Consider the following 20,488-nt stretch of genomic DNA (forward strand, 5'->3'; position numbering starts at 1 on the left):
GAAAATATTAGCAACGTACATTATTTTCGAGTCTTCAGGAAAACCTTTAGCGATCATATACTCACCTTGTTTATTCGCATATTTGTAATACTGTATGCATGCTCTAGAAACCTACTAGATTCAGGAGTAATGCGCTCATCACTCAATTTAGCCAGTCGTAATATTTCCCAGCGCTGTAGAATATGATTATTCAAAATACTATCAATTAATACCTGGCTTAACCGTCTTATTTGATAGTTACTAACGTCTTCGCTATATCTGTCCAAAAATGCTGAGACTAAAGGTAGCTTGTCTTGATTCTTCTCAATCATTGAGGCTGAGTAAGTTTGATTCATCCACCACTTTTTTTGATTTACGAGGTAATGTTAAGTCGAAACACGTATGATCGTTTATTTTGATCAAAGACCTCACAAACTCGCTATCTCGCCTTTGCCAATTTACAGTAAGTCCTTTAGGTACGTGACGTTGATGGCAGTTTTTGTTTGTATTCATAAACCATGTCTTATCGTTACGATATAGCCATGCATAAAGAGCTTGATTGATTTTTCTAGCACCTTTGATAGACTGGTTTTCTTTAATCAGTCCCATCCAGATATTTCGATTAGCTTCTATCAGTTCACTGTCAGGCTTTACGTTACTTTTCGCTTGTGTAATTTTGCTTGGCAATGTAGTTGTCTGGCTTTTCACCTGCACCATTATTTCTTCAAAAGACCAGTCTTGTTCTAATAAAGACTCAATAGCAATAATATGTTCAAGATAACTGAAGGATTTTCGATGTTTACGAAAAATACCGCGAAGCCAACCTGTTTCACTCTCAAGTCTATGAAGGTTGTTCGTTTCCAATAACTCTAATGACCATCTATTTTTTACCTTCTCTAGTATACAAAGGTGGTCAATATGTTTAGACCCTCTTATACAGTTACTAGACCGAGCTAAACTGTGATAAAAGGTAGTCCACTGCTCAAAAGTCGGAGAAGATTGTTCAGCTAAGGATAAAAGCTCAGATATTTTAGAAATGAGGAATCTATCATCTTCATTGACACTTCCTTGTGGATTTATATTACAGTTATGTGGAGTAGGGGCAATAAAGTCATGACGAGAGTTAGGGCGATATTCAACTGAAGAATTCGCTAATGATCCATGCTTGCTACAACAAGTTATGCCTGGAATTTGCCACATACGTGACCAATACCATTCACCATAATCTTTAAACTGCTCATTAAAGCATTGTGGGCAGTAACGGATATATTTTACTGAGGGCAGTCTTGATGCATTACTCCCTATTGCTAAGTGAATAGCGCCTTGCGAATGATTAGCCATCCATCTCAAACATTCTTGTCGCCTAGACTCAGGGATAAAAGGAGCATACAAAGGAAAAAGCGTATGCTGGTATGCAATATAATTCAGATTAAAACGGTTATGAGGATAGTGATTCGCTATTTTAGATAAATGGCATGGCAAATCAACAGTTGCAACTACTCCTCTATCTTCAAAAACATCATCTAATAACTGCTTTGGACTAATCAATCCAGCTCTAATCTTATACCTAGCAACTGTGCTATAGATCAATTCTTGAGGGTATGGCATAGGAAGATTAATCATACTAACTCACCTTAGGTAGCCAGTCGTTAATATCAAATATTAGCGATGTAGAATCTTTTAAGTGCTCATAAAATGAATTAGCTTTTTCCTTTTGAGTGAACTGATAACGTAAATCTTCAGAATCAAGCGTATGCCAATCCTTTGGTTTGATATAATTCGATTTCTTTGTACGATTAATCGTTTGAGAGTCATCTTTTAAATTGCTGTTTCCAACTTTAACCTCTTTCGACCATTCTAAAATAATAGACATCAACTCGGGCATAGAGGCTTCAGGTAGCTCAGAAACTGCCTTTTTAACTGTAGGAACTAGTACAGGGGAGTCTTTCCCCATATCGACTAACATACGATGTAATCTAATGCTTAGTTCGCACCCCTGATATTCTGATACCTCATCGAACTCAGACTTCTTTTGATGTAGCTTACTTTGAAGCTGCAATAGCTTTTTATCAATGTCGGGTACTACTAGATCTGAAAACTCGGCAATTTTATCTGCTCTACCAGATTGCAAGGCTTCTATCATAGGATGTATAGGTCTTAGATCTTCATCATAAGTGGTCTGCAGTAGTTTAACCGTAATACGCTCTATCCCTGAATCTATGGCTCTGAGTTGAGCTAGTACAAAAAGCTTAACTACGATATCTAAAATACCTTGTGACAGATCATACCAACGACTTCTTACATCATCAGATAAGATAATATCTGCTTTTTTTCAACCATTGATACTTCCACAAATTATCCGTAAACCTGTTCCATTCAGATTTATATATTTTGCCATCTGCTAAAACTATATTTGGTTCTTGTGCCATCTGCTCCCAAAAAACCGAGCCAAAACCTGCTCCACGTCGAGCTGATCTGAGGTCTCCTTCAAATATAAATCTAGCTTTTGGTGTTCCAACCATAACGACAGGAAGACCTACCGTATTTACTAGCGTCACAAAAAAAATTCAACATTTTCTCAGCACCGCCAGACTTATTAACACTGAGATGTTGTATTTCGTCTATTACTAACAGTCCGATAGCATGATGATTAGATATCTGACGCATCAAATTCAATAAAGTTTCAATACTGTGTCGTTTTAGCGCATACTTTTTTTCATAATTAGAATCTAAAGCTTGGTCAATTGCTCTAAAAAAAAGTGAAGGCATAGGCTTTTAAGTGAGCCATCGTGTGGACAATCTACTCTTAAGTAAACAATTTGGGTGAAGTTTAATTCTGAATGATAAATAACTTGAGGATAAGTTGATAGAATTTTATTAAGAGTGGTCGTTTTGCCACTACCTGAGCAACCTATAAATGCTAAGCTACGAGCTGTAGAGGTTACAGTAGGAAACCTAACCATATCGTTCTTACCAGACATTAAACGCTCATAGCCATTTTGAAGATGAGTATTTAAAGAGCCGTCTTTAGGATTACGTCCAACATACCCTTCACGAATCATTATTGATAACTTCTTCTCAAGATCAATATGACGGTTGATAGGCTGAAAAAACAGACCCATCATTTGAGATATCAAATGTGCTCGAATAGAAGAGGAAGCCTGACAGTCAGAATGATTGAGCTTTATACTACCTTTGAGTTTTTTGACCACTTGCTCTGGCTCTAAAATGCCAGGCAGTGCCTCAATGAAGGGATTCCCTTTGTAAGAACCAAAGCTTTCTTTATAAACTGCATTAATCATTACTGTCTCCAACATTCTGTAATCAGTCATCTTCAGATAAAATATCATGATAAACTGGGAACTTAAGCGCTAGCTCTTCATCATCAAGTTCAGTTTGATTTTCCATGCTTTTTTTGGTTGTAGGTAGTTGAATTAACTCACCTTTTTTTAAACTTACTTCTCTGCCTGTCCTGTCTCTCCTCATCTTTAGCTAACCTTTTGTTATCATTAATATTAGCTAACTGAGCTGACTTGCTTTTAAATGCTGTTGGTTTAGCCTTAATAGCTTCTTTTATGATTTTTTCATTTTCTCGTTCAAGGGTTTCTAATGCGAAACTACTTTTAAGCTCCTGATTAGCAGCTGTTTTTTTCTGCTCTTCTTGTATTTGCCACACTTCCCAAAAACTACAGCCCTTAAACTCTCTTGATCTATCAGATAAATGGGCTTTCCAATAATTAAGGCTATCTTGTTCATAAAAGATAAAAATTGTATTCGCATCTAGAGGATCGTAAGCAACTTTAATCGACTTAGGTCTATTGATTGTGTTTTTCCGATGAAGCCAGCCTTTTTCTCTTATTTCAGCACAAATATAGTAATTACCAAAAAGCTTGATACCTAAATCTGAAATGGTGGCTTTTTTTCGAGGTAATAGCGCTATGTATAAAGCATCCGCTGAGACAGTGCGAAGCCTACCTGTTCGATGTTGTAGCCCCCAGTTCCACAGTTCAATAGGAACTAAAGGTAAGTCAGACGGCATATCACTATCTCTATCATAGTGACTTAATTGATGAGCATTGTTATGCATCAAAATTGAATTAATAATAATTTTTTTAAAATCTGAAATTGTCAAAGCAGCATCTAGTCGATAGTCTTTGCCACCTTTTTTTCTTCTCTTTAACCCCTGTGACTACTCCTGGTGCAAATGGTTTGAACTTTGCCTGCATGGTTTTAAAGTAACGCTCCACAATAGGTTTTAAGTCGCCACGATAAGGAGGGGTATTCTCTATTCGAACTGAAAAGCTTTTTTTCCAAGGTCTCAATTTGATGACCTAGTAACTCTCCACGATCTGCGAGAATTGCATCTGGCAAGCCTATGCATGGCCAATCATCAGCTGTGATATTAATACCGTAATTTTTACAGTAACTTTGTTTATCTGCTACTGCCATCTCTAAGGCTTGAACACTCGTGGCATAGGAAGGGTTTTCAAATCCAATATAAAAACCTGCTACCATGCGGCTAAACACATCTGTAACGAAGTAAATAACTGGACGACCTACAATACTCTGTCTATCTGAATCAGATACTAGATAAATATCTGCAATAGTAGCGTCGATCTCATACCGTGAACCAGGACCAAGAACTTGAGTGTTAACAGTCGAACTTAACTGTCTCACATCTTTGTTATAACTGATTTTATTATATCTGGCTTTAAGTTTTTGAACTGAAGTAAAGTTCTTGTCATAAAAGTATTTAAACTGCCAGATACTAGGAAAGTCTTCTTCTTTAACATCTGGATTTAAAGAGCGATACATTGTTTTAAACTTTCGATAAGCATAGACGACTGTATGTTTGCTATCGTTTAATAAGTACTTATTTATAGTAATTGAGAATAGCCTTTCTACATCTTCATTAATAACGGCAGTAACCCCTTTCTTATAAAGCCTAGGCCTACCTAGCTCTTTATCTTTAGCAATACGCTTTTTTCCTTTCGCTCCAGAGTTCTTATAGTTCGGAAGTAGAGCATTAGGTACTTGGCCTTTTTGCCAATATCTACGAAGTAACCGATATAGCGTTTGCTTTGTACTTCTTTTAGAGTCAATAATCTCATTAATGAACTTTGCACGTTCCTCTGGAAGGTAATATAAAGGATGGCTTACAATAGGCTTAATAAGCTCATAATTCTCATCTCGTTTTAACTGAGCTTTACTGCCATCTTTTGGAGTTTGTAAAAGTAAACTCTGATGAGGGTCGTCAGTGATATAGCACACACCCTCTTCAATCAGATTTACTAGATCCTCAATCAGTACAAGTTCAGGCAATGCAGATGTGCGATCAATCTCAATCCAAACAACTTGCTCTGATAAAAGGCTTAATATTCTATACGTTGAACCTTGATTACTATAAACATCATTGATTCGCAACATATCCAAGCTCCTCAGTCATCAAGTCCCAATAATGACGATTACTTATTTGAATATCGCTACACTTTAGCTTTCTGAAGTCTATGCGAAGGTCGAATGTGAAGAACCTCAGCCCTAGTAGTGTTCTCAACTCATTAAGCGAACTGCCTACCTCACTGAAATATGCAGTATCAATATCTTTGCACACAGCGATAATGCTTTTTTTCAGGATATTTGGTAAATTCCTTAGCGTAAAAATTTAGACTGTCTTGAGTATCAATTGACCTATTTGGAGTAGTTTCTGGATATAGCCATTTAATGTTATTTTGAACGGCTATAGGTATGTCTTTTTCAGTGATTATCTGCCACGAAATATATTTAGAGTGCCAGTATCGACGCTCTATCTCTAGTTTCTCTAGAGTTCTGGGCATCATTAGATCTTTTGAATATTTTGCCTGCAAAACGAATTGACTAAGCTTTTTATTAGAGCTCACAACATAAAAGTCTGATGTCATAACATGAGTCTTGCCTCTAATAGCAGGATGCTTTACTTGCATATCCTCTGCAATCTTAAGAGTATCAACAAATTTAAGAGGAAATTGCTCGCGGATATCTATAACTTCAGTACTCCATTCAAGAAATAGAAATGTTGCTAGCTCTAAATCAGACATTAAATGATGAGTACGTCTTGTTTTGTGACCGAAAACCCTATGGGAGCGACCTGACGACGATATATCAGATATTTTTATCCAAGGTTTGTAATCGGCAAACTCCCCCTGACCTCTACCTTCTTTAAGCCACTTCTCTTGTTTTTTTGAAAGCATAAAAAAACCCCTGCTAAAGTTATATAAACTTTAGCAGGGGGTAATAGCGGAGTCAACAGTATGATACTTTATTACTCAGTATGAATCTTTATTACTTAGTATGATACTTTATTACTCGCGTACATCAGATTAGCGTAGAGTAACTTTCCTTATTCTACCGTGACTGATTTTGCCAAATTGCGCGGTTGATCGACGTCTGTGCCACGCATTACTGCTACATGGTATGACAACAGCTGCACAGGCACGCTGTAGACGATAGGGGCAAGCGTCTCGCAAACATCGGGTACATACACTAAGTGCAATCTATCTTCCGCGACCATTTGACTGGCTTCGCTAGCAAATACAAATAGCTCACCATGACGCGCATGCACTTCTTGCATGTTGGCTTTTAATTTATCAAACATACTGTCTTTAGGCGCTAGTACGACGATGGGCATGTCTTTATCGACCAATGCTAACGGACCGTGCTTGAGTTCACCTGCTGCATAACCTTCTGCATGAATGTAAGAAATTTCTTTTAGCTTTAACGCGCCTTCTAGCGCAATCGGGAACTGTAGCCCTCGACCTAAAAATAGACAGCTTTTCTTATCTTCAAAGCTTTCACTCATGGTCTTGATAGGAGCATCAAGGTTTAAGCTGGCGTAGAGTTGTCCTGGCAATTGATGTAACTCACTTAATAACGTATTTAAGTGTTCGTCAGTCATGCATTTCTGCGTGACACCAACTTTTAATATCAACAATATCAATGCCACAAGCTGAGTGGTAAATGCTTTGGTAGAGGCGACGCCAATCTCAGGTCCTGCTAACGTCGGCAAGAAAATATCTGTTTCGCGTACCAGCGATGAGGTCGGTACATTACATAATGCCAAGCTGACTAAGCCTGCTGGTCTTTGCTTCTGGATATCACGTAACGCTGATAAGGTGTCAGCCGTTTCACCAGATTGAGAAATACAGATGACCAAAGTATTATCGACGACGACAGGATTGCGATAGCGGAATTCGCTGGCAACCTCGACCGAGCAAGGTATACGGATAAGGCTCTCAAACCAGTATTTTGCGACCATACCGGCATGATAACTGGTACCACAAGCAATCACTTGTACATGACGAATACCTGACAACAGTGTCTCATGACGCTGTAAAAAATCGTTGCGTAGTTTAGTCGTTTCACCATTGTCCAAAGCCATCTCTATCGTACGAGCGACGGCATCTGGCTGCTCGTAAATTTCTTTGAGCATATAATGTTTGAACTCGCCTTTATCGGCATTATGCTGGGTGGCATCAATTTCATGTATCTGACGTTGGACTTCAACACCATCTGCATAAACTTGAATGCTATTACGAGTTAATTTGGCGATATCACCTTCTTCTAAGTACATAAAGCGGTTAGTCACTGGCAGCAAAGCCAACTGATCTGATGCGATAAAGTTCTCACCGATACCGACACCAATAACCAAAGGTGAACCTAGACGTACAGTAATGAGCTCATCAGGCAGTCTACGTGTACGATACCCAATGCAAAAGCACCATGCAGTAACGGAATGATGGTGCGTACTGCTTCTAACAAGTCAGGCGTTTTTTTGTAGATATCATGGATTAGATGCGCCACAACTTCAGTATCTGTCTGTGAAGTAAACACATAGCCCTTGGCTATTAGCTCTTCTTTCAGCTCAGCGTAGTTTTCGACGATACCGTTATGAACGACCGCAATTTTGCCTGACACGTGTGGATGCGCATTACGCTGTGCTGGCTCGCCATGGGTTGCCCAGCGTGTATGAGCAATACCGATATGACCATCAAAAAACTCTGGGTTGATAGCAACGGCATTAACCAGTGCCTGTACTTTACCCACTTGGCGCTCACGGTGTAGTTCACCATCACGAATAACCGTCAGGCCAGCTGAGTCATAGCCGCGATACTCTAAACGCTTTAGACCTTCAAGTAAGATATTAGCGATATTTCGCTCAGCAACGGCGCCTACAATTCCACACATGGCTATTCCTTAGATTCAAGTTTTAGTAGTTCAATATATAATGGTGCAAGATCAAATAATTTGGTTGGTCATTAATGATGAGTCATCAACAGATAAATATAATGAAGCAGCACCACAAAGGTTGCCGTACTGCTTAGGTTTGTTCAACAATGACTGAGGTTGGCTAAACCACCAATGAGCAATTATTTTTTAGTTGGTCTTTGAAAGTCGTTTTTTTGTACTTGACGCGCACGACCAAATGCCAACGCACTACTATTAACGTCTTTGGTAATCACAGAACCAGCGGCAACGGTAGCTGTATCGCCAATCGTCACTGGTGCGACTAAGCTAGCATTGGAGCCGATAAAGGCGTTGTCTTCAATGATGGTTTGCGATTTATTGGCACCGTCATAATTACAGGTAATGACACCAGCACCAATATTAACGCCTGTACCGACAGTTGCATCACCGACATAGCTTAAGTGATTTACTTTACTGCCTTGACCAATAGTCGATTTTTTTAATTTCGACAAAATTACCAACTTTGCTGTTATCAGATAGTACGGTATCAGGACGCAAGTGCGCAAAAGGCCCGATATCAACACCAGCACCGATATCAGCGCGATCGATCACGCAATATGGTTTGATATAGCAAGCATTACCAATCTTGGCATTTTTGATAACACAGCCCGCTTCGATATAGACGTTGTCACCTAAGGTACAGTCACCTTCAAATACCACATTAACGTCAATAAACACATCTTGACCAGCGGTTAACGTACCACGAATATCGACACGAGTAGGGTCGGCAAACTGTACGCCAGCTTCTTGTAAGTCAGCAACTAACTTACGCTGCCAAGTGCGCTCTAGACTAGCAAGTTGTTGGCGGTTATTAACCCCTTCAATCTCAAACGTATGCTCAGGCTCAATCGCCGCGATAGTAATACCATCGGCAACTGCCATTTTGACGATATCCGTCAGATAATATTCTTGCTGTGCATTGTCGTTAGAGAGCTCAGGCAAATATTTGTGCAGTAGCGCATTGTCGACACAGTAAATACCGCTATTAATTTCTCTAATACTTTGCTCTTCAGCATCGGCATCTTTTTGTTCAACGATAGCTTCAATATTACCGGCTTGGTCGCGTTTAATACGACCCAATCCAAATGGATTATCGACAGTCAACGTCAGCATCGACATACCATCAGTATTGGCAGTTTTTAATGCCGTTAGCGTCTCACAGCTTACCAATGGTACATCACCGTAAAGAATGAGACTTTGTCCTGATTTGGGTAAATCAGACAGTGTCACCTTGACCGCATGGCCAGTTCCCAATTGCTCAGTTTGAGCAACCCAAGTAATCGGTGCTTGTGTATATTGATTGGTAATTTCTGACTTTACTTGATCACCACCAAAGCCATGAACAATGATGGTTTCATCAACAGTTAACTGATGACAAGTATCTAGCACATGACCTAATAAAGACTTCCCAGCCAATGTCTGCAATACCTTTGGCTTTGCCGATTGCATACGTGTGCCTTTACCGGCAGCTAAAATAATTACAGAAAGAGGAGATGTCATAATAGGCTCGCAAATGTAACAAAATATAATATTGGATTATAGCGCAAATGTTCATTTATAAAAATGCTGTGATGTGCAGGCTTTGTAATTTGAATACCAATAATTTAAGTAAGTAAAATCAAATATATAAGACAGCTAAAACTGTAGTAAATATTTCTGTGCGCTAATATCAAAAAGACATGAACATCATCACAATGATGTAAATAACCAACCAAATGACCGCTGCCATGATGCCTGCAATAATATCATCTAACATTACCCCAAGACCGCCAGCAACTTTTTTTGTCTGCCCAGCCAATCGGTGGCGGCTTTAAGATATCAAATACGCGAAATAGGATAAAGGCGGTCGGTAGCCAGCCCCAAAACAGAGGCATCATCATTAACGACAATGTGTTTTCAGGCTTAGGAAATAAATAAGACAAAATGTAAGATAACGGTAATAAGGTAATCCACATGCCTGCCCATTCATCCCACACAATATGTGGATCATCGTGCACCTGCATTAATTCAGAAGTACGCCCACAGATCCAGATACCAACCAAACAAGATAAAATAGTCAGCAGTAAAAAAGGAATAAAACCTAGACTCATGAGGGCACGCCCACAATCAGCCCACCAACGGTACCCCAAGTACCAGGTGCACGGCGTGGTAAACCACTACCTAAACCTAGCCCAAACCAATAGACTGCACGGTCAAGCATACTGGCACCGACCGGTAGCGGTGGGCAGTCATTTGCTTTACGGATGTCAGGCTTAGATAAGTCGTGATCAGTCATGGATTAGCCTGTAAAGTGTTGGTAACCAGTAAGATTGGGCCACGTTAAAAACGGTGCGGGCTGAGTTGGCGTCACTGGCTGATTTTGATAAAACAGTTCAAGACGTGAGTTATCAGGAGACTTGGTATCTATCGCTATAGGATCTGATAGTGCAATTACCTCGCCGATACAGGTGACAGGTGTGTTACCTACAGGCGGTTTGATATGCGCAGGCAAAGTAAATGCCAATTCATAATCATCGCCGCCCGCTAGCTGACCTAACAAGCGATCAGACAAATCGACAGTAGATAATGACTCGCTACTCGGTAGCTTATCTAAATGGATGCGCATGCCGACAGAGCTTTGCTGACAGATATGACCAAGATCTTGATAAAGACCGTCGGAGATATCTATCATCGCTGTTGCACCCATCTTTGCCAATGCTGCACCTAGTGCAATACGCGGCGTTGCATATGTAGACGATGAGCTAACTCGATACCTTGTGCGCTGTCAGGATGCTGTAAAGCGAAAGCGGCATCACCAAGGCTGCCTGATACATAAACCTTATCACCGACCCGTGCACCCGAGCGATAAACAGCTGGTGTACCTGCGGCAAGCAATCCTTGCGCACTGACACTCAGCACTAGGCGTTCGCTACGGGTAGTATCACCGCCAATCAGCGTCACGCCAAACAGCTGGCAGGCATGAAACAATCCTTTGGCAAATGTCGTGAGCCATTCGTGATTTGCTAGACGCTCAGGCAATGCCAACGCTAGCAAAATACTATGCGGCGTCGCACCCATCGCTGCAATGTCTGAGACATTAACGGCCACGGCTTTATAGCCAATGGCAAATGCTAGTTCATCAACTTTTTGCCAGTCAGCATGAAAGTGACGACCTTGAACCAGTGTATCAATACAGCTAACCAAGCGTGAGCCTGCTGGCAATGCCATCACAGCCGCGTCGTCACCGATACCTTTTTCGATACCAGTTGATGGTGCATGCGTGGCCTGCATCTGTGAGAATATACGCTCAATCAGCTCAAACTCGTTCATGGCTAGTCTTAGTCTTAATCTTTAGTATCGTTAGCGTTTTTCTTGCTCGCCTTAAAGTCACTGATATTTGCACTGGCTTTACTGGCACTACTGCGTTTAACGTTAGCTTTGTTAGCACTGATACGCGGCTTATTTGATGCAGTCGGCTCATCGACGATAGCGCTTTCAGTTTCAGCAGCAGTTTCGATATTATCGGCTGGATTTGCTTCAGACTGTTTAGCCGCCGCTTTTTGTGACGTACGTAGATTGGCATTGGTATCTGCTTGCACCTCTAAAGCGCGCAGCTCACCAGCCATTTTATCCAGTACCGCATTAATCAATTTGTGAGCATCAGTCGCCCCAAAGTGATTATTTAGCTTCATCGCTTCATCAAGCACGACTTTATAAGGAATCTCTACACGGTTCTGCAGCTCATACGCGCCAATCAATAAGATAGCGTGCTCAACCGTATCTAGCTTATCAACCTCACGATCGAGATGCTGACTGATAAGCGCATCGAGTGCTTCAATCTGCTCTGGGATGTCGCGCATCATTTCATGATAATAACCGATATGGACGGTATGCATGGCATTGGTTGCACGCGTGCGAGCAGCAATATCATGCGGAGCATTGGCTTTCCAACCAAGCTTACCATCTACATCAAAGCGGCGATCAGTGACGAGCCATTCGTATAGGCCTTGCATCGCAAAGCGACGTGCCTTACGGATAGCAGTGTGACTGGTCTTGTAAGAAGACTCACTCATATCGAATGTTTGATCACCCGCACTACTGCTCGCTATACGGGTAGCTTCAGCTTGTCCATCGTTGGCTTGTGCGGTTTTCGCAGCGCTAATAGCGCGCTTGAGTTGGTCAGTCATAGGGGGTCTGTACCTAAATTTTTGAGATGATACCCAGTCAAAATATAAATTAACAAAGTAGCTTTTTAGCTATGCTTATTCAAAATTTTAAAGGGTATAGAAATACGGCGAAAATTCAAAAAGTAGCCAATTGTTTCGATAGCTGGCTAGTGCTATAAGGTGCTGTTATTACTAGATAGCAGCACCAGTTAAACTAATAAATTTGAGCTTTAAAGCTTACGCTTCATCGATATCATCAATATCAAGTTGTGACAAAACAGCGATCATTTCTAGTACAACCATCGCCGCTTCAGAGCCTTTGTTGCCCGCTTTAGTACCAGAGCGCTCAATGGCTTGCTCGATGCTATCAGTAGTGATGATACCGTTAGCAACAGGGATATTATAATCCATTGCCACAGCGCTCAAACCTTTGGCCGACTCGCTAGCTACAATATCAAAGTGTGGAGTGCTGCCACGGATGATTGCACCCAGTGCCACAATCGCGTCAAAACGATCTGATTCAGCAGCACGTTGGGCCACAAGTGGTAGCTCAAATGCGCCAGGTACACGAATAACAGTAATGTTGCTGCCCAGTACGCCATGACGAAGTAGGGCATCGATTGCACCATCAACCAATGACTCAACGACAAAACCGTTAAAACGACCAACAACGATACCAATGCGAGCATCAGCGTTTTGATGTAGGTTACCATCGATATGAGTCACGTCGTTGCGCTGCTGTTGTAAATTCGACATAAAAAAATCCTTTGCTTAATAAGCGTTCAATTGAAATATAGGCGTCAATAAATAGCTAAATAGTCTGATGCGTTCAATCGACTCGGTCGCCTATTATTTTGGCGCTGCCCTAGTTAATTGAACGAAAATAAATGGTTAGCGCTATGATAGCATTTTTTTGGGTTTTATTTGTATATTACGAGCGTGCTAAAGACGCATCTGTATTCCTTGCGCTGCCATGTACTCTTTGGCCTCCAATACCGTGTACTCACCGAAGTGAAAAATACTGGCGGCAAGTACGGCATCTACGCCGCCTTCTAGTACGCCTTCTGCTAAATGTTGCAGGTTACCGACGCCGCCTGAAGCGATAACGGGTACATTAACGCGGCTCGTAATTTGCTGCATGAGCGCCAAGTCGTAGCCTTTTTTTGGTACCGTCACCGTCCATCGAGGTGACCAGTAATTCACCAGCGCCCAGCTCTGCCATTTTGCTCGCCCAAGCAACGGCATCGATACCTGTTGGCTTACGGCCACCGTGAGTGAAAATCTCCCAGCGCGGTATGACAATGCCATCAATCTCAATATCAGCGACACGCTTGGCATCGATCGCAACGACGATACATTGGTTGCCAAACTTTTGCGCCGCTTCACCGACAAACTCAGGCGTAAAGACCGCCGCTGAGTTGATCGCTACTTTATCTGCGCCAGCGTTCAGCAGGTTACGAATATCTGCTGTTTTACGTACACCGCCACCCACTGTTAATGGGACAAACACGGTCTCTGCCATACGTTCAACGGTATGATAAGTGGTGTCACGCTCATCACTAGTCGCTGTAATGTCCAAAAAAAGTAATCTCATCGGCACCTTGTTCGTTGTAGCGCTGCGCTACTTCGACAGGGTCGCCAGCGTCTTTGATATCGACAAACTGTACGCCTTTTACCACTCGACCATTATCCACGTCCAAACAAGGGATGATACGCTTTGCTAACATGCCGCCTCACTTATTGATTAAATTTATGTACGAAGAGCTACCAAAAAGATTACTAAAACATCGCTCCTACATTCTAACAAAATTAAAACTCTATATCGTGATAATCAACTAATTATCATTGTTTTATAAGTGGGCTGAGCTTTTTTTATCGTTTACGAAAGATAGAAGGGATATCATTAGTGAGTATTCTAGCGAGATACTTCTAATAAGTATTTAGGTTTGTTAAAAGTTAGTTTGTAAGTCTTAACTCTTAGTTTTTCGAGAGATTGAGAACGATTGGAGCTGTGAAATATCCGTAGAATTTCTTCTACATTGTCATAACGTATAGCATTATCAATGCGTGATAGATCATAAGCCCACCATTCTGAACTGAGAAGTGTATCGATAACTTCAGGCTTGAAGCGATATTTGATTATTTTTGCAGGGTTGCCGGCGACAATGGCATAAGGCGGAACGTCTTTAGTAACAACAGCTCCAGCACCCACGATAGCACCTGTATGGATTGTGATGCCTGATTTAATAATGACTTGATGACCAATCCAAACGTCATTTCCAATGGTCACAGGAATGTTTGTAGTTTTAAAGGTGGATTTTCTAGTAAGCTTTTTATTGTATTTGTCATCTACTAGTTTAATCCCTCCCTGAAAGCTAATAGGATGAGTGGTCAAAAAATCTATTGGGTGATTATATAGGCCGATTATGACGTTTTTTCCAATAGAGCAATAACGACCTATTTTAGCGTTACGTATCTCGCAGCCACCTCCAAAATACGTCATAAATCCAATTTTACAGTGGTTTATGGTTTTTAAGTCTTGTAGACAAGTTGACTCATCTACCTCAAGCAAGCCACCTATGCGATGTGGTTGCGTATGCAAGACATTTAATTTATTCAATTGCTTAATAACAGTTTTCTGCTTAATGTTTTTACGATACCAGTTCTTCATATGTTTTTTTACCGTAGTGACTCTAAATTAAGTGCTGACTAAATTAGCATGATTAGGAAACGCTGAACATTCAAACAGTGAGTATTCATAATGGACTTATTAAAATCTTAAGAACAATCGATGATAAGAAGTAAAACTATGATAGCTGAAATTTGGTAGATGTCAGTCGGTCTATTTTCGGTATAATGGAGCGATAAAATAAACTGCTAATTTGAATGAACCTATTAAAGAGAAGCTTATGTCTGTCTATACCCAGTTAACCGATGATCAGTTTGCCGCCTTTTGCCAAAGCTTTAGCGTGTCGTTTGCCCGCGCGATACCGATCACTCAAGGTATTAAAAACTCAAACTGGTTTATTCAAACGACTGAGATGTAGATGGCACATACTCTTACGTGTTCACTTTATTTGAAGAGCGTCCGCCTGCTGATATCGAAAAAAATGGCCGTTATCCTCAATCAGCTAAATGGCAAGCTACCAGTCGCCGCGCCGCTAACCGTTATTGAATCAAATAGTTCACAAATGGATGGTGATGATAAGCGCTATGTTATCCATTATGAAGACAAAGCGATTACGCTAGTACCATGCTTAGCAGGCTCACATCCGGATCAAACCACGCAAGCAATGTGTCATGACATTGGCGCGGCATTAGCCATGCTGCATGAAACGCTACAAGCACTGCAGCCAAGTGAGCAGTACGGTGTGCCTTTGTACCCATGGGCAGATGTGCGCGACCGTGAAATGCAGTTCATGCCAGGTGATGAAGCTAAGCTAATGAGCGATATCTGGCGCTCTTATTCAGAATTACCACTGGCAACCTTGCCAAAAGGCCTATGTCATCTAGATATGTTTGCCGACAATACCTTATGGAATCTACAAAAAGGCGAAGCGCGGCTGACTGGCCTGTTGGACTTTACCGAAGTCAGTGTCGAGCATTACGTGATGGACATTGCCATTACTATCAATGATTTTTGTACCACGTGGGGCGTTGCAGAGCAAGGCGAATCCGTTAACTTTGATCGCAGTAAAATGGCGGCGTTCTTACAAGGTTATGAGTCGATCCGCCCGCTAAATAACGACGAAAACCGTGCACTACCTGTTATGCTAGCAAAGGCAGCAGTGATTTTCTGGTTGTTACGCTTAAATGTGATTCACTACAACCGTACCGAAGGCCGTACGGGTGATAACATCATGGTCAAAAACCCTGACTTAATGAAACGCTTGGCCGCTTATCATTGGGCGCATGTTGAAAAGTCGCAAAATACCGTATTTGCACTATTAACTAAGCAAGACAATCAAATAGTCGGCGTGTTTAGCAGTATCACCCAAGCTGAGCAAGCGCAGGAAACATTAAGTAGTAGTGAGTTTGCAATCAAAGAATATACGCTAGATCAATTGTCTTAAGCATTGCCTATTCATTTATTCTAGTACCAATGCTAGTACTAATTTTAGCACCGAAACCTTAGAGGCGACCCCATGACCGATCAAGTTGATAACTGGCACAAACTGGCGCGCTACGATACCAATATGCAAGGTGAGCTGCACGCCAACCTATTACGTAATAACGGCATCACCGTGTCCTTGCAGCCGCTAAGCGCTATCCCTGGTATGAACTCGGGTATCGTTCTTTGGGTAGAAAGTACCGATCTGGCAAGCGCTCAGCGTATTTTGGATACCATCCCAACTGATGGGGCCACTTTGCTTGATGAGATGAGTGATGCTGACTTTGATGCGCTATCTGCCGCTCAAAGCAATGCTCCCCAAGGTAACTCGATAATAGACGACAATAACGGCGGTAATGATTAAATGTGTCAACTCTTAGGAATGAACTGTAATACCCCAACGGATATTGGCTTTAGCTTTGCAGGGTTTCGCAAGCGCGGCGGTATGACGGACAGTCATGAAGATGGCTTTGGCATTGCATTTTTTTGAGCGTAGCGAATGCAGCAATAATGACAAAACCAACGATGAGACGGCAAATGACTCAACGGGTTTGCGTTTGTTTCATGACAATCGTCCAAGCCATCTGTCGCCAGTCGCTGACTTGGTCAATAACTACCCAATCAAAGCCATGAATGTCATCGCGCATATTCGTAAAGCGACGCAAGGGCAGAACTGTTTGGCAAACACCCATCCATTCGTCCGTGAAGTATGGGGCGAGCAGTGGGTATTTGCGCACAATGGGCAGATGAATAGCGAATTTATCAAACGCTGTCAACGCTTGCAAGATAACGGCAATGCCTCACACTGTCAGCCAGTTGGTTCAACTGATTCTGAAATGGCATTTTGCTATTTGGTCAATCGTCTAAAGAGTAGCTTTAAGTCGCGTCCTGATGACAAAACGCTGTTTAATTTTTTTGACCACACAGTGTCGCTATCTCTCTGCCAATGGGTTATTTAATTGCTTAATATCGAATGGCAGGTGGCAACTGGCTTATGCGGGTAGCTTGCTGTTTTATCTCACACGTAAAGCGCCATTTGGTGAAGCCAAACTGGCTGATGATGATATGGCGATTAACTTTGGTGATGTGACTACAGACACAGATAAAGTCACGATTTTGGTCACTGTGCCATTGACTGAAAATGAGAAATGGCAGCAATTGGCTGTCAATGAATGCTTAATCTTTCAAGCTGGCGATGTCATTTATAAAGACAGCCCAAGCCAGCGCAAGTTTTTAACAGTGGACGAAGGCATTGCGATTGCACGAGCCGTTGGGGCGAGTGTTTAGCGGTTAATGAATATCCAATACTGTTTAAATATAACTCCCACAACACCGCTTAAACTTCTCACCAGACCCACAAATGCACGGTTGCTTTTGCGTCACAGTCATCGCAACCGTCGGGTCTAAGAAATACCAGCGCGCATCGTTATTAGCTCTGTTTATAACCTTTACGAAAGTAGATAGTTCGTGATGCGCCTGTATTTTTTTCGTCTAAACCACCTGATGTTTCCTCAGGACTTTTAAAATAAGCCTTAAACTCAACCTGTGCATGTCTTTTACCCAGCTTTGGCGTGTGCTCTACGATTTCTAATCCTGCCCAATCTGTCTCTTTTGCCCAACTTTCAATCGCTGCAACATCAAGTAATGCTTGCTGAGCAGGCACTGTGGTTTTGACGATATACTCTGGTTTCACTAATGCAAAGGCACTATAGCGCGTGCGCATCAGCCGTTCGGCTGTCTCCGCTTTTGTACCATCTGCTTTGTCAACCTCATCATTATAAAACGCACCATTATAAAAAGCATCATGATAAGGCTGGCAGCAGTCTTGATAGGATAGTGGAGCGTCTGTCGTCTCTGTTGTTGGATTGATTTGGCAAGGGCAAGTATCTGGGTAAGGTTGCATGTTTTACTCTAATTTTTGTTTGGACTCATTCGTTTAGGCTTAATGGTCTTATGATAATTTTATTGCAGCATGCTTTTTATTAATTCTGGCAATATACCGACTTTGAGCTGCGCCCATGCGGAAGGATCACTTAGTCGTGACCAAAACATCTCAAAAGGTGGGGCGACATATACCAGTAGTGCAAGGATGGTATATAAGAGTAGGTACCACCATTTGTCCTTTGGCTGATAGAACTTCATCGCTGTGCCTGATGAGCGCTTCATTTTCATATTGGACAAATTGACGCTATACAGCTCATCCAATGACAAATGCACCATCGCACCACCAAATAAAAACAGACCATAAAACCAACTGGTTGTCAGCGGTAGGTGCAGACCATAATAACTTAGACACGTCAGACCCAATCCCAGTATCGCCATATACGGCACAGAGTGGATGACGCCGCGATGCACCGTCATAGTGGTAAAAATATGAAAAACGACATAACGCATAAAACCGTAGCCTGCCAGCCACAATACTATCAATGCCAGTAAGCTCAAATCACTACGCCAGTGCATGACCAGCCCAAAGGCAAAGATAAACGAGGTGATATTAAAACCGAGCTTAATCGGTGTTGAATTATCAGAATCCAAGTCTGGCAGCAATCCACCGATAGTACCAAGCGCTACGCACACCAAAAACCCTGAATCATCAATCAATCCAGCTTTATAAACCGTCAAACTCAGTGTGCCGCTGACCATAAAGCGACATTTAAGTGGGTATTAAAATTTGCCATAAAACTCATTCATCCATAGCGCTCAAAAAGTCCTTTCGAGCGGCGTCTCTAGCAGTAAAAAAGCGCACCATGATACCATAGACCGTCCATACGTCTAATAGAGATAGCCCGTAAGAGAGAGCTTCTATGCCTGCCAGTGATTTACCCGCCATACTTAACTCTGATACTCATACTAAGCAGCTGCCTGTAGTAGAAGGTCAGCTTGATAACAGCTTTGCTGCCATTGACTGGCAAGTGCCTTGGTTATCGCATATTACTCAATTGAGTTATATCAGCAACACGATTGAACACCTTAGTCGCTCGAAATCACAGAGAAATAGCTTGGATCGTTTGGGTAATTTGGGTGATTCAGAAAGTTTGGATAATGTGAAAAGCATAGATGAGCATGATATAAATGCTTCTGACATCAATACGCCTGACACGATTGCCAAAGTCTTAAAAACGGCGATGATGCAGCAGGCTGATCACTTGCAACAGCCGTTACCGCATACCAAACCTGCTCATGACTACAAATCTCAGACGCTACAGTTCGTCTCTCAAAATGTATTGCCTGAAGGGGAAGCCTATGAACATTTCATCGGTACAACTGGCAATATCCCGACGCGAGATAACTTGCATGACTTGTTTAATGGCAGTATTTGGCTGACCTTTCCGAAGACCAAAACTGTGTTGAACTATCACCATATGCTAGAAATCGCTAAGCAAGGTATTAGTGAGCATCGAGGGCGTGTGCGCGACACTATTACTGTCTTTGATGAGAATGGCGCAGTGCTGGTGACTTCTGATGCTAGTATCGGTAAAGCGTTAGTTGATTTTGACTGGCAAGCAAGTTTGGTGAAGCCGCGTGCTAAATGGGACAACCCAACTCAGCCTGATAACAGCGCTCAAGCCGCAGTTTATATCTTTGGCCATGCATTGCTTGAGCAGTTGGTATACCCACGCAAACCTCTATGCGCTCACAGCATTGTCATTCATGTTGCACAAGAATTCTTTACCTTATCGTTAGCTGAACGTATGCGCTATTTGGATGACAAAGTTGCCGAATACATGGACACATTATTATCAAATGATGACGTCAAACCGCGCCAGCTTGCGCCGTTACCGATCTTAGGGGTGCCACACTTTTGGGCAGAGAATGCCGATACTGACTTTTATGAAGACAGCTACGTGTTCCGCAGTGGGCGACGTAAAAAAAGATAAAAAATAAATAGAAAGGGATTGCTTAAAAATAGCTCGCTAAACCTTTGTTACGTTTACGATTGTGCCACGATTTGACAACGTCCAGACATTAACAA

At 41.8% G+C, this 20,488-nt stretch carries 8 protein-coding genes and 10 pseudogenes; 4 read left to right on the plus strand and 14 right to left on the minus strand.

Annotation, left to right across the window (positions count from 1 at the left end; all coding sequences use genetic code 11):
- Positions 1 to 303: 303 nt before the first annotated feature.
- The 12 genes and pseudogenes from TT11_RS03705 to TT11_RS03770 form a co-directional block, all read right to left on the minus strand.
- Positions 304 to 1,602 (minus strand): TnsD family Tn7-like transposition protein, encoded by a 1,299-nt coding sequence (locus TT11_RS03705; protein ID WP_370587772.1) that lies wholly within the window; start codon positions 1,600 to 1,602, stop codon positions 304 to 306.
- A 1-nt stretch (position 1,603) separates the two neighbouring features.
- Positions 1,604 to 3,296: pseudogene (locus TT11_RS03710) on the minus strand (AAA family ATPase).
- A gap of 7 nt (positions 3,297 to 3,303) precedes the next feature.
- Positions 3,304 to 5,406, minus strand: a pseudogene (locus TT11_RS16975) (Mu transposase C-terminal domain-containing protein).
- 167 nt (positions 5,407 to 5,573) lie between these two features.
- Complete coding sequence (locus tag TT11_RS03725) at positions 5,574 to 6,206, minus strand: TnsA endonuclease N-terminal domain-containing protein (RefSeq protein WP_261869131.1); 633 nt, start codon at positions 6,204 to 6,206, stop codon at positions 5,574 to 5,576.
- A gap of 149 nt (positions 6,207 to 6,355) precedes the next feature.
- A pseudogene (gene glmS, locus TT11_RS03730) lies at positions 6,356 to 8,199 on the minus strand (glutamine--fructose-6-phosphate transaminase (isomerizing)).
- 182 nt (positions 8,200 to 8,381) lie between these two features.
- Positions 8,382 to 9,759 (minus strand): annotated as a pseudogene (gene glmU, locus TT11_RS03735) (bifunctional UDP-N-acetylglucosamine diphosphorylase/glucosamine-1-phosphate N-acetyltransferase GlmU).
- A 169-nt stretch (positions 9,760 to 9,928) separates the two neighbouring features.
- Positions 9,929 to 10,534: pseudogene (locus TT11_RS03740) on the minus strand (phosphatidylglycerophosphatase A).
- A 3-nt stretch (positions 10,535 to 10,537) separates the two neighbouring features.
- Positions 10,538 to 11,568: pseudogene (gene thiL / locus TT11_RS16980) on the minus strand (thiamine-phosphate kinase).
- Positions 11,569 to 11,582: 14 nt separating this feature from the next.
- Positions 11,583 to 12,425: a transcription antitermination factor NusB gene (gene nusB, locus TT11_RS03755; protein ID WP_227684760.1), complete on the minus strand. Its 843-nt coding sequence runs from the start codon at positions 12,423 to 12,425 to the stop codon at positions 11,583 to 11,585.
- A 216-nt stretch (positions 12,426 to 12,641) separates the two neighbouring features.
- The gene (ribE, locus tag TT11_RS03760) at positions 12,642 to 13,160 is read right to left on the minus strand and encodes a 6,7-dimethyl-8-ribityllumazine synthase (protein ID WP_057762077.1); all 519 of its coding nucleotides are present in this window, start codon (positions 13,158 to 13,160) and stop codon (positions 12,642 to 12,644) included.
- A 186-nt stretch (positions 13,161 to 13,346) separates the two neighbouring features.
- Positions 13,347 to 14,131: pseudogene (hisF, locus tag TT11_RS03765) on the minus strand (imidazole glycerol phosphate synthase subunit HisF).
- A gap of 188 nt (positions 14,132 to 14,319) precedes the next feature.
- Complete coding sequence (locus TT11_RS03770; RefSeq protein ID WP_261869133.1) at positions 14,320 to 15,075, minus strand: CatB-related O-acetyltransferase; 756 nt, start codon at positions 15,073 to 15,075, stop codon at positions 14,320 to 14,322.
- 238 nt (positions 15,076 to 15,313) lie between these two features.
- Between TT11_RS03770 and TT11_RS03775 the strand changes: the two are divergent.
- The 3 genes and pseudogenes from TT11_RS03775 to TT11_RS16985 all read left to right on the plus strand — a co-directional run bounded on the left by TT11_RS03775 (position 15,314) and on the right by TT11_RS16985 (position 17,802).
- Positions 15,314 to 16,477 (plus strand): annotated as a pseudogene (locus tag TT11_RS03775) (homoserine kinase).
- Positions 16,478 to 16,549: 72 nt separating this feature from the next.
- Positions 16,550 to 16,879 (plus strand): hypothetical protein, encoded by a 330-nt coding sequence (locus TT11_RS03780; RefSeq protein WP_261869134.1) that lies wholly within the window; start codon positions 16,550 to 16,552, stop codon positions 16,877 to 16,879.
- A pseudogene (locus tag TT11_RS16985) lies at positions 16,880 to 17,802 on the plus strand (class II glutamine amidotransferase). It abuts the gene before it with no gap.
- Between the two features lie 24 nt (positions 17,803 to 17,826).
- Here the strand turns inward: TT11_RS16985 and TT11_RS03805 are convergent.
- Positions 17,827 to 18,418: pseudogene (locus TT11_RS03805) on the minus strand (YchJ family protein).
- A gap of 59 nt (positions 18,419 to 18,477) precedes the next feature.
- Positions 18,478 to 19,158: a metal-dependent hydrolase gene (locus TT11_RS03810; protein ID WP_261869138.1), complete on the minus strand. Its 681-nt coding sequence runs from the start codon at positions 19,156 to 19,158 to the stop codon at positions 18,478 to 18,480.
- A 161-nt stretch (positions 19,159 to 19,319) separates the two neighbouring features.
- On the opposite strand from TT11_RS03810, the gene TT11_RS03815 reads away from it, so the two are divergent.
- Positions 19,320 to 20,393 (plus strand): DUF3025 domain-containing protein, encoded by a 1,074-nt coding sequence (locus TT11_RS03815; RefSeq protein ID WP_261869139.1) that lies wholly within the window; start codon positions 19,320 to 19,322, stop codon positions 20,391 to 20,393.
- The last annotated feature ends 95 nt before the right edge of the window (positions 20,394 to 20,488 follow it).

Origin of the sequence: Psychrobacter sp. JCM 18901 (assembly GCF_000586435.1) — a bacterium.
GTDB lineage: Bacteria > Pseudomonadota > Gammaproteobacteria > Pseudomonadales > Moraxellaceae > Psychrobacter.

Excerpts from the sequence above, each read along its gene's own strand:
- TT11_RS03725 (WP_261869131.1), bottom strand. The coding sequence starts at position 6,206 with ATGCTTTCAAAAAAACAAGAGAAGTGGCTTAAAGAAGGTAGAGGTCAG.
- TT11_RS03770 (WP_261869133.1), bottom strand. The coding sequence starts at position 15,075 with ATGAAGAACTGGTATCGTAAAAACATTAAGCAGAAAACTGTTATTAAG.
- TT11_RS03780 (WP_261869134.1), top strand. The coding sequence starts at position 16,550 with ATGACCGATCAAGTTGATAACTGGCACAAACTGGCGCGCTACGATACC.
- TT11_RS03705 (WP_370587772.1), bottom strand. The coding sequence starts at position 1,602 with ATGATTAATCTTCCTATGCCATACCCTCAAGAATTGATCTATAGCACA.
- TT11_RS03815 (WP_261869139.1), top strand. The coding sequence starts at position 19,320 with ATGCCTGCCAGTGATTTACCCGCCATACTTAACTCTGATACTCATACT.
- ribE (WP_057762077.1), bottom strand. The coding sequence starts at position 13,160 with ATGTCGAATTTACAACAGCAGCGCAACGACGTGACTCATATCGATGGT.
- nusB (WP_227684760.1), bottom strand. The coding sequence starts at position 12,425 with ATGACTGACCAACTCAAGCGCGCTATTAGCGCTGCGAAAACCGCACAA.
- TT11_RS03810 (WP_261869138.1), bottom strand. The coding sequence starts at position 19,158 with ATGGTCAGCGGCACACTGAGTTTGACGGTTTATAAAGCTGGATTGATT.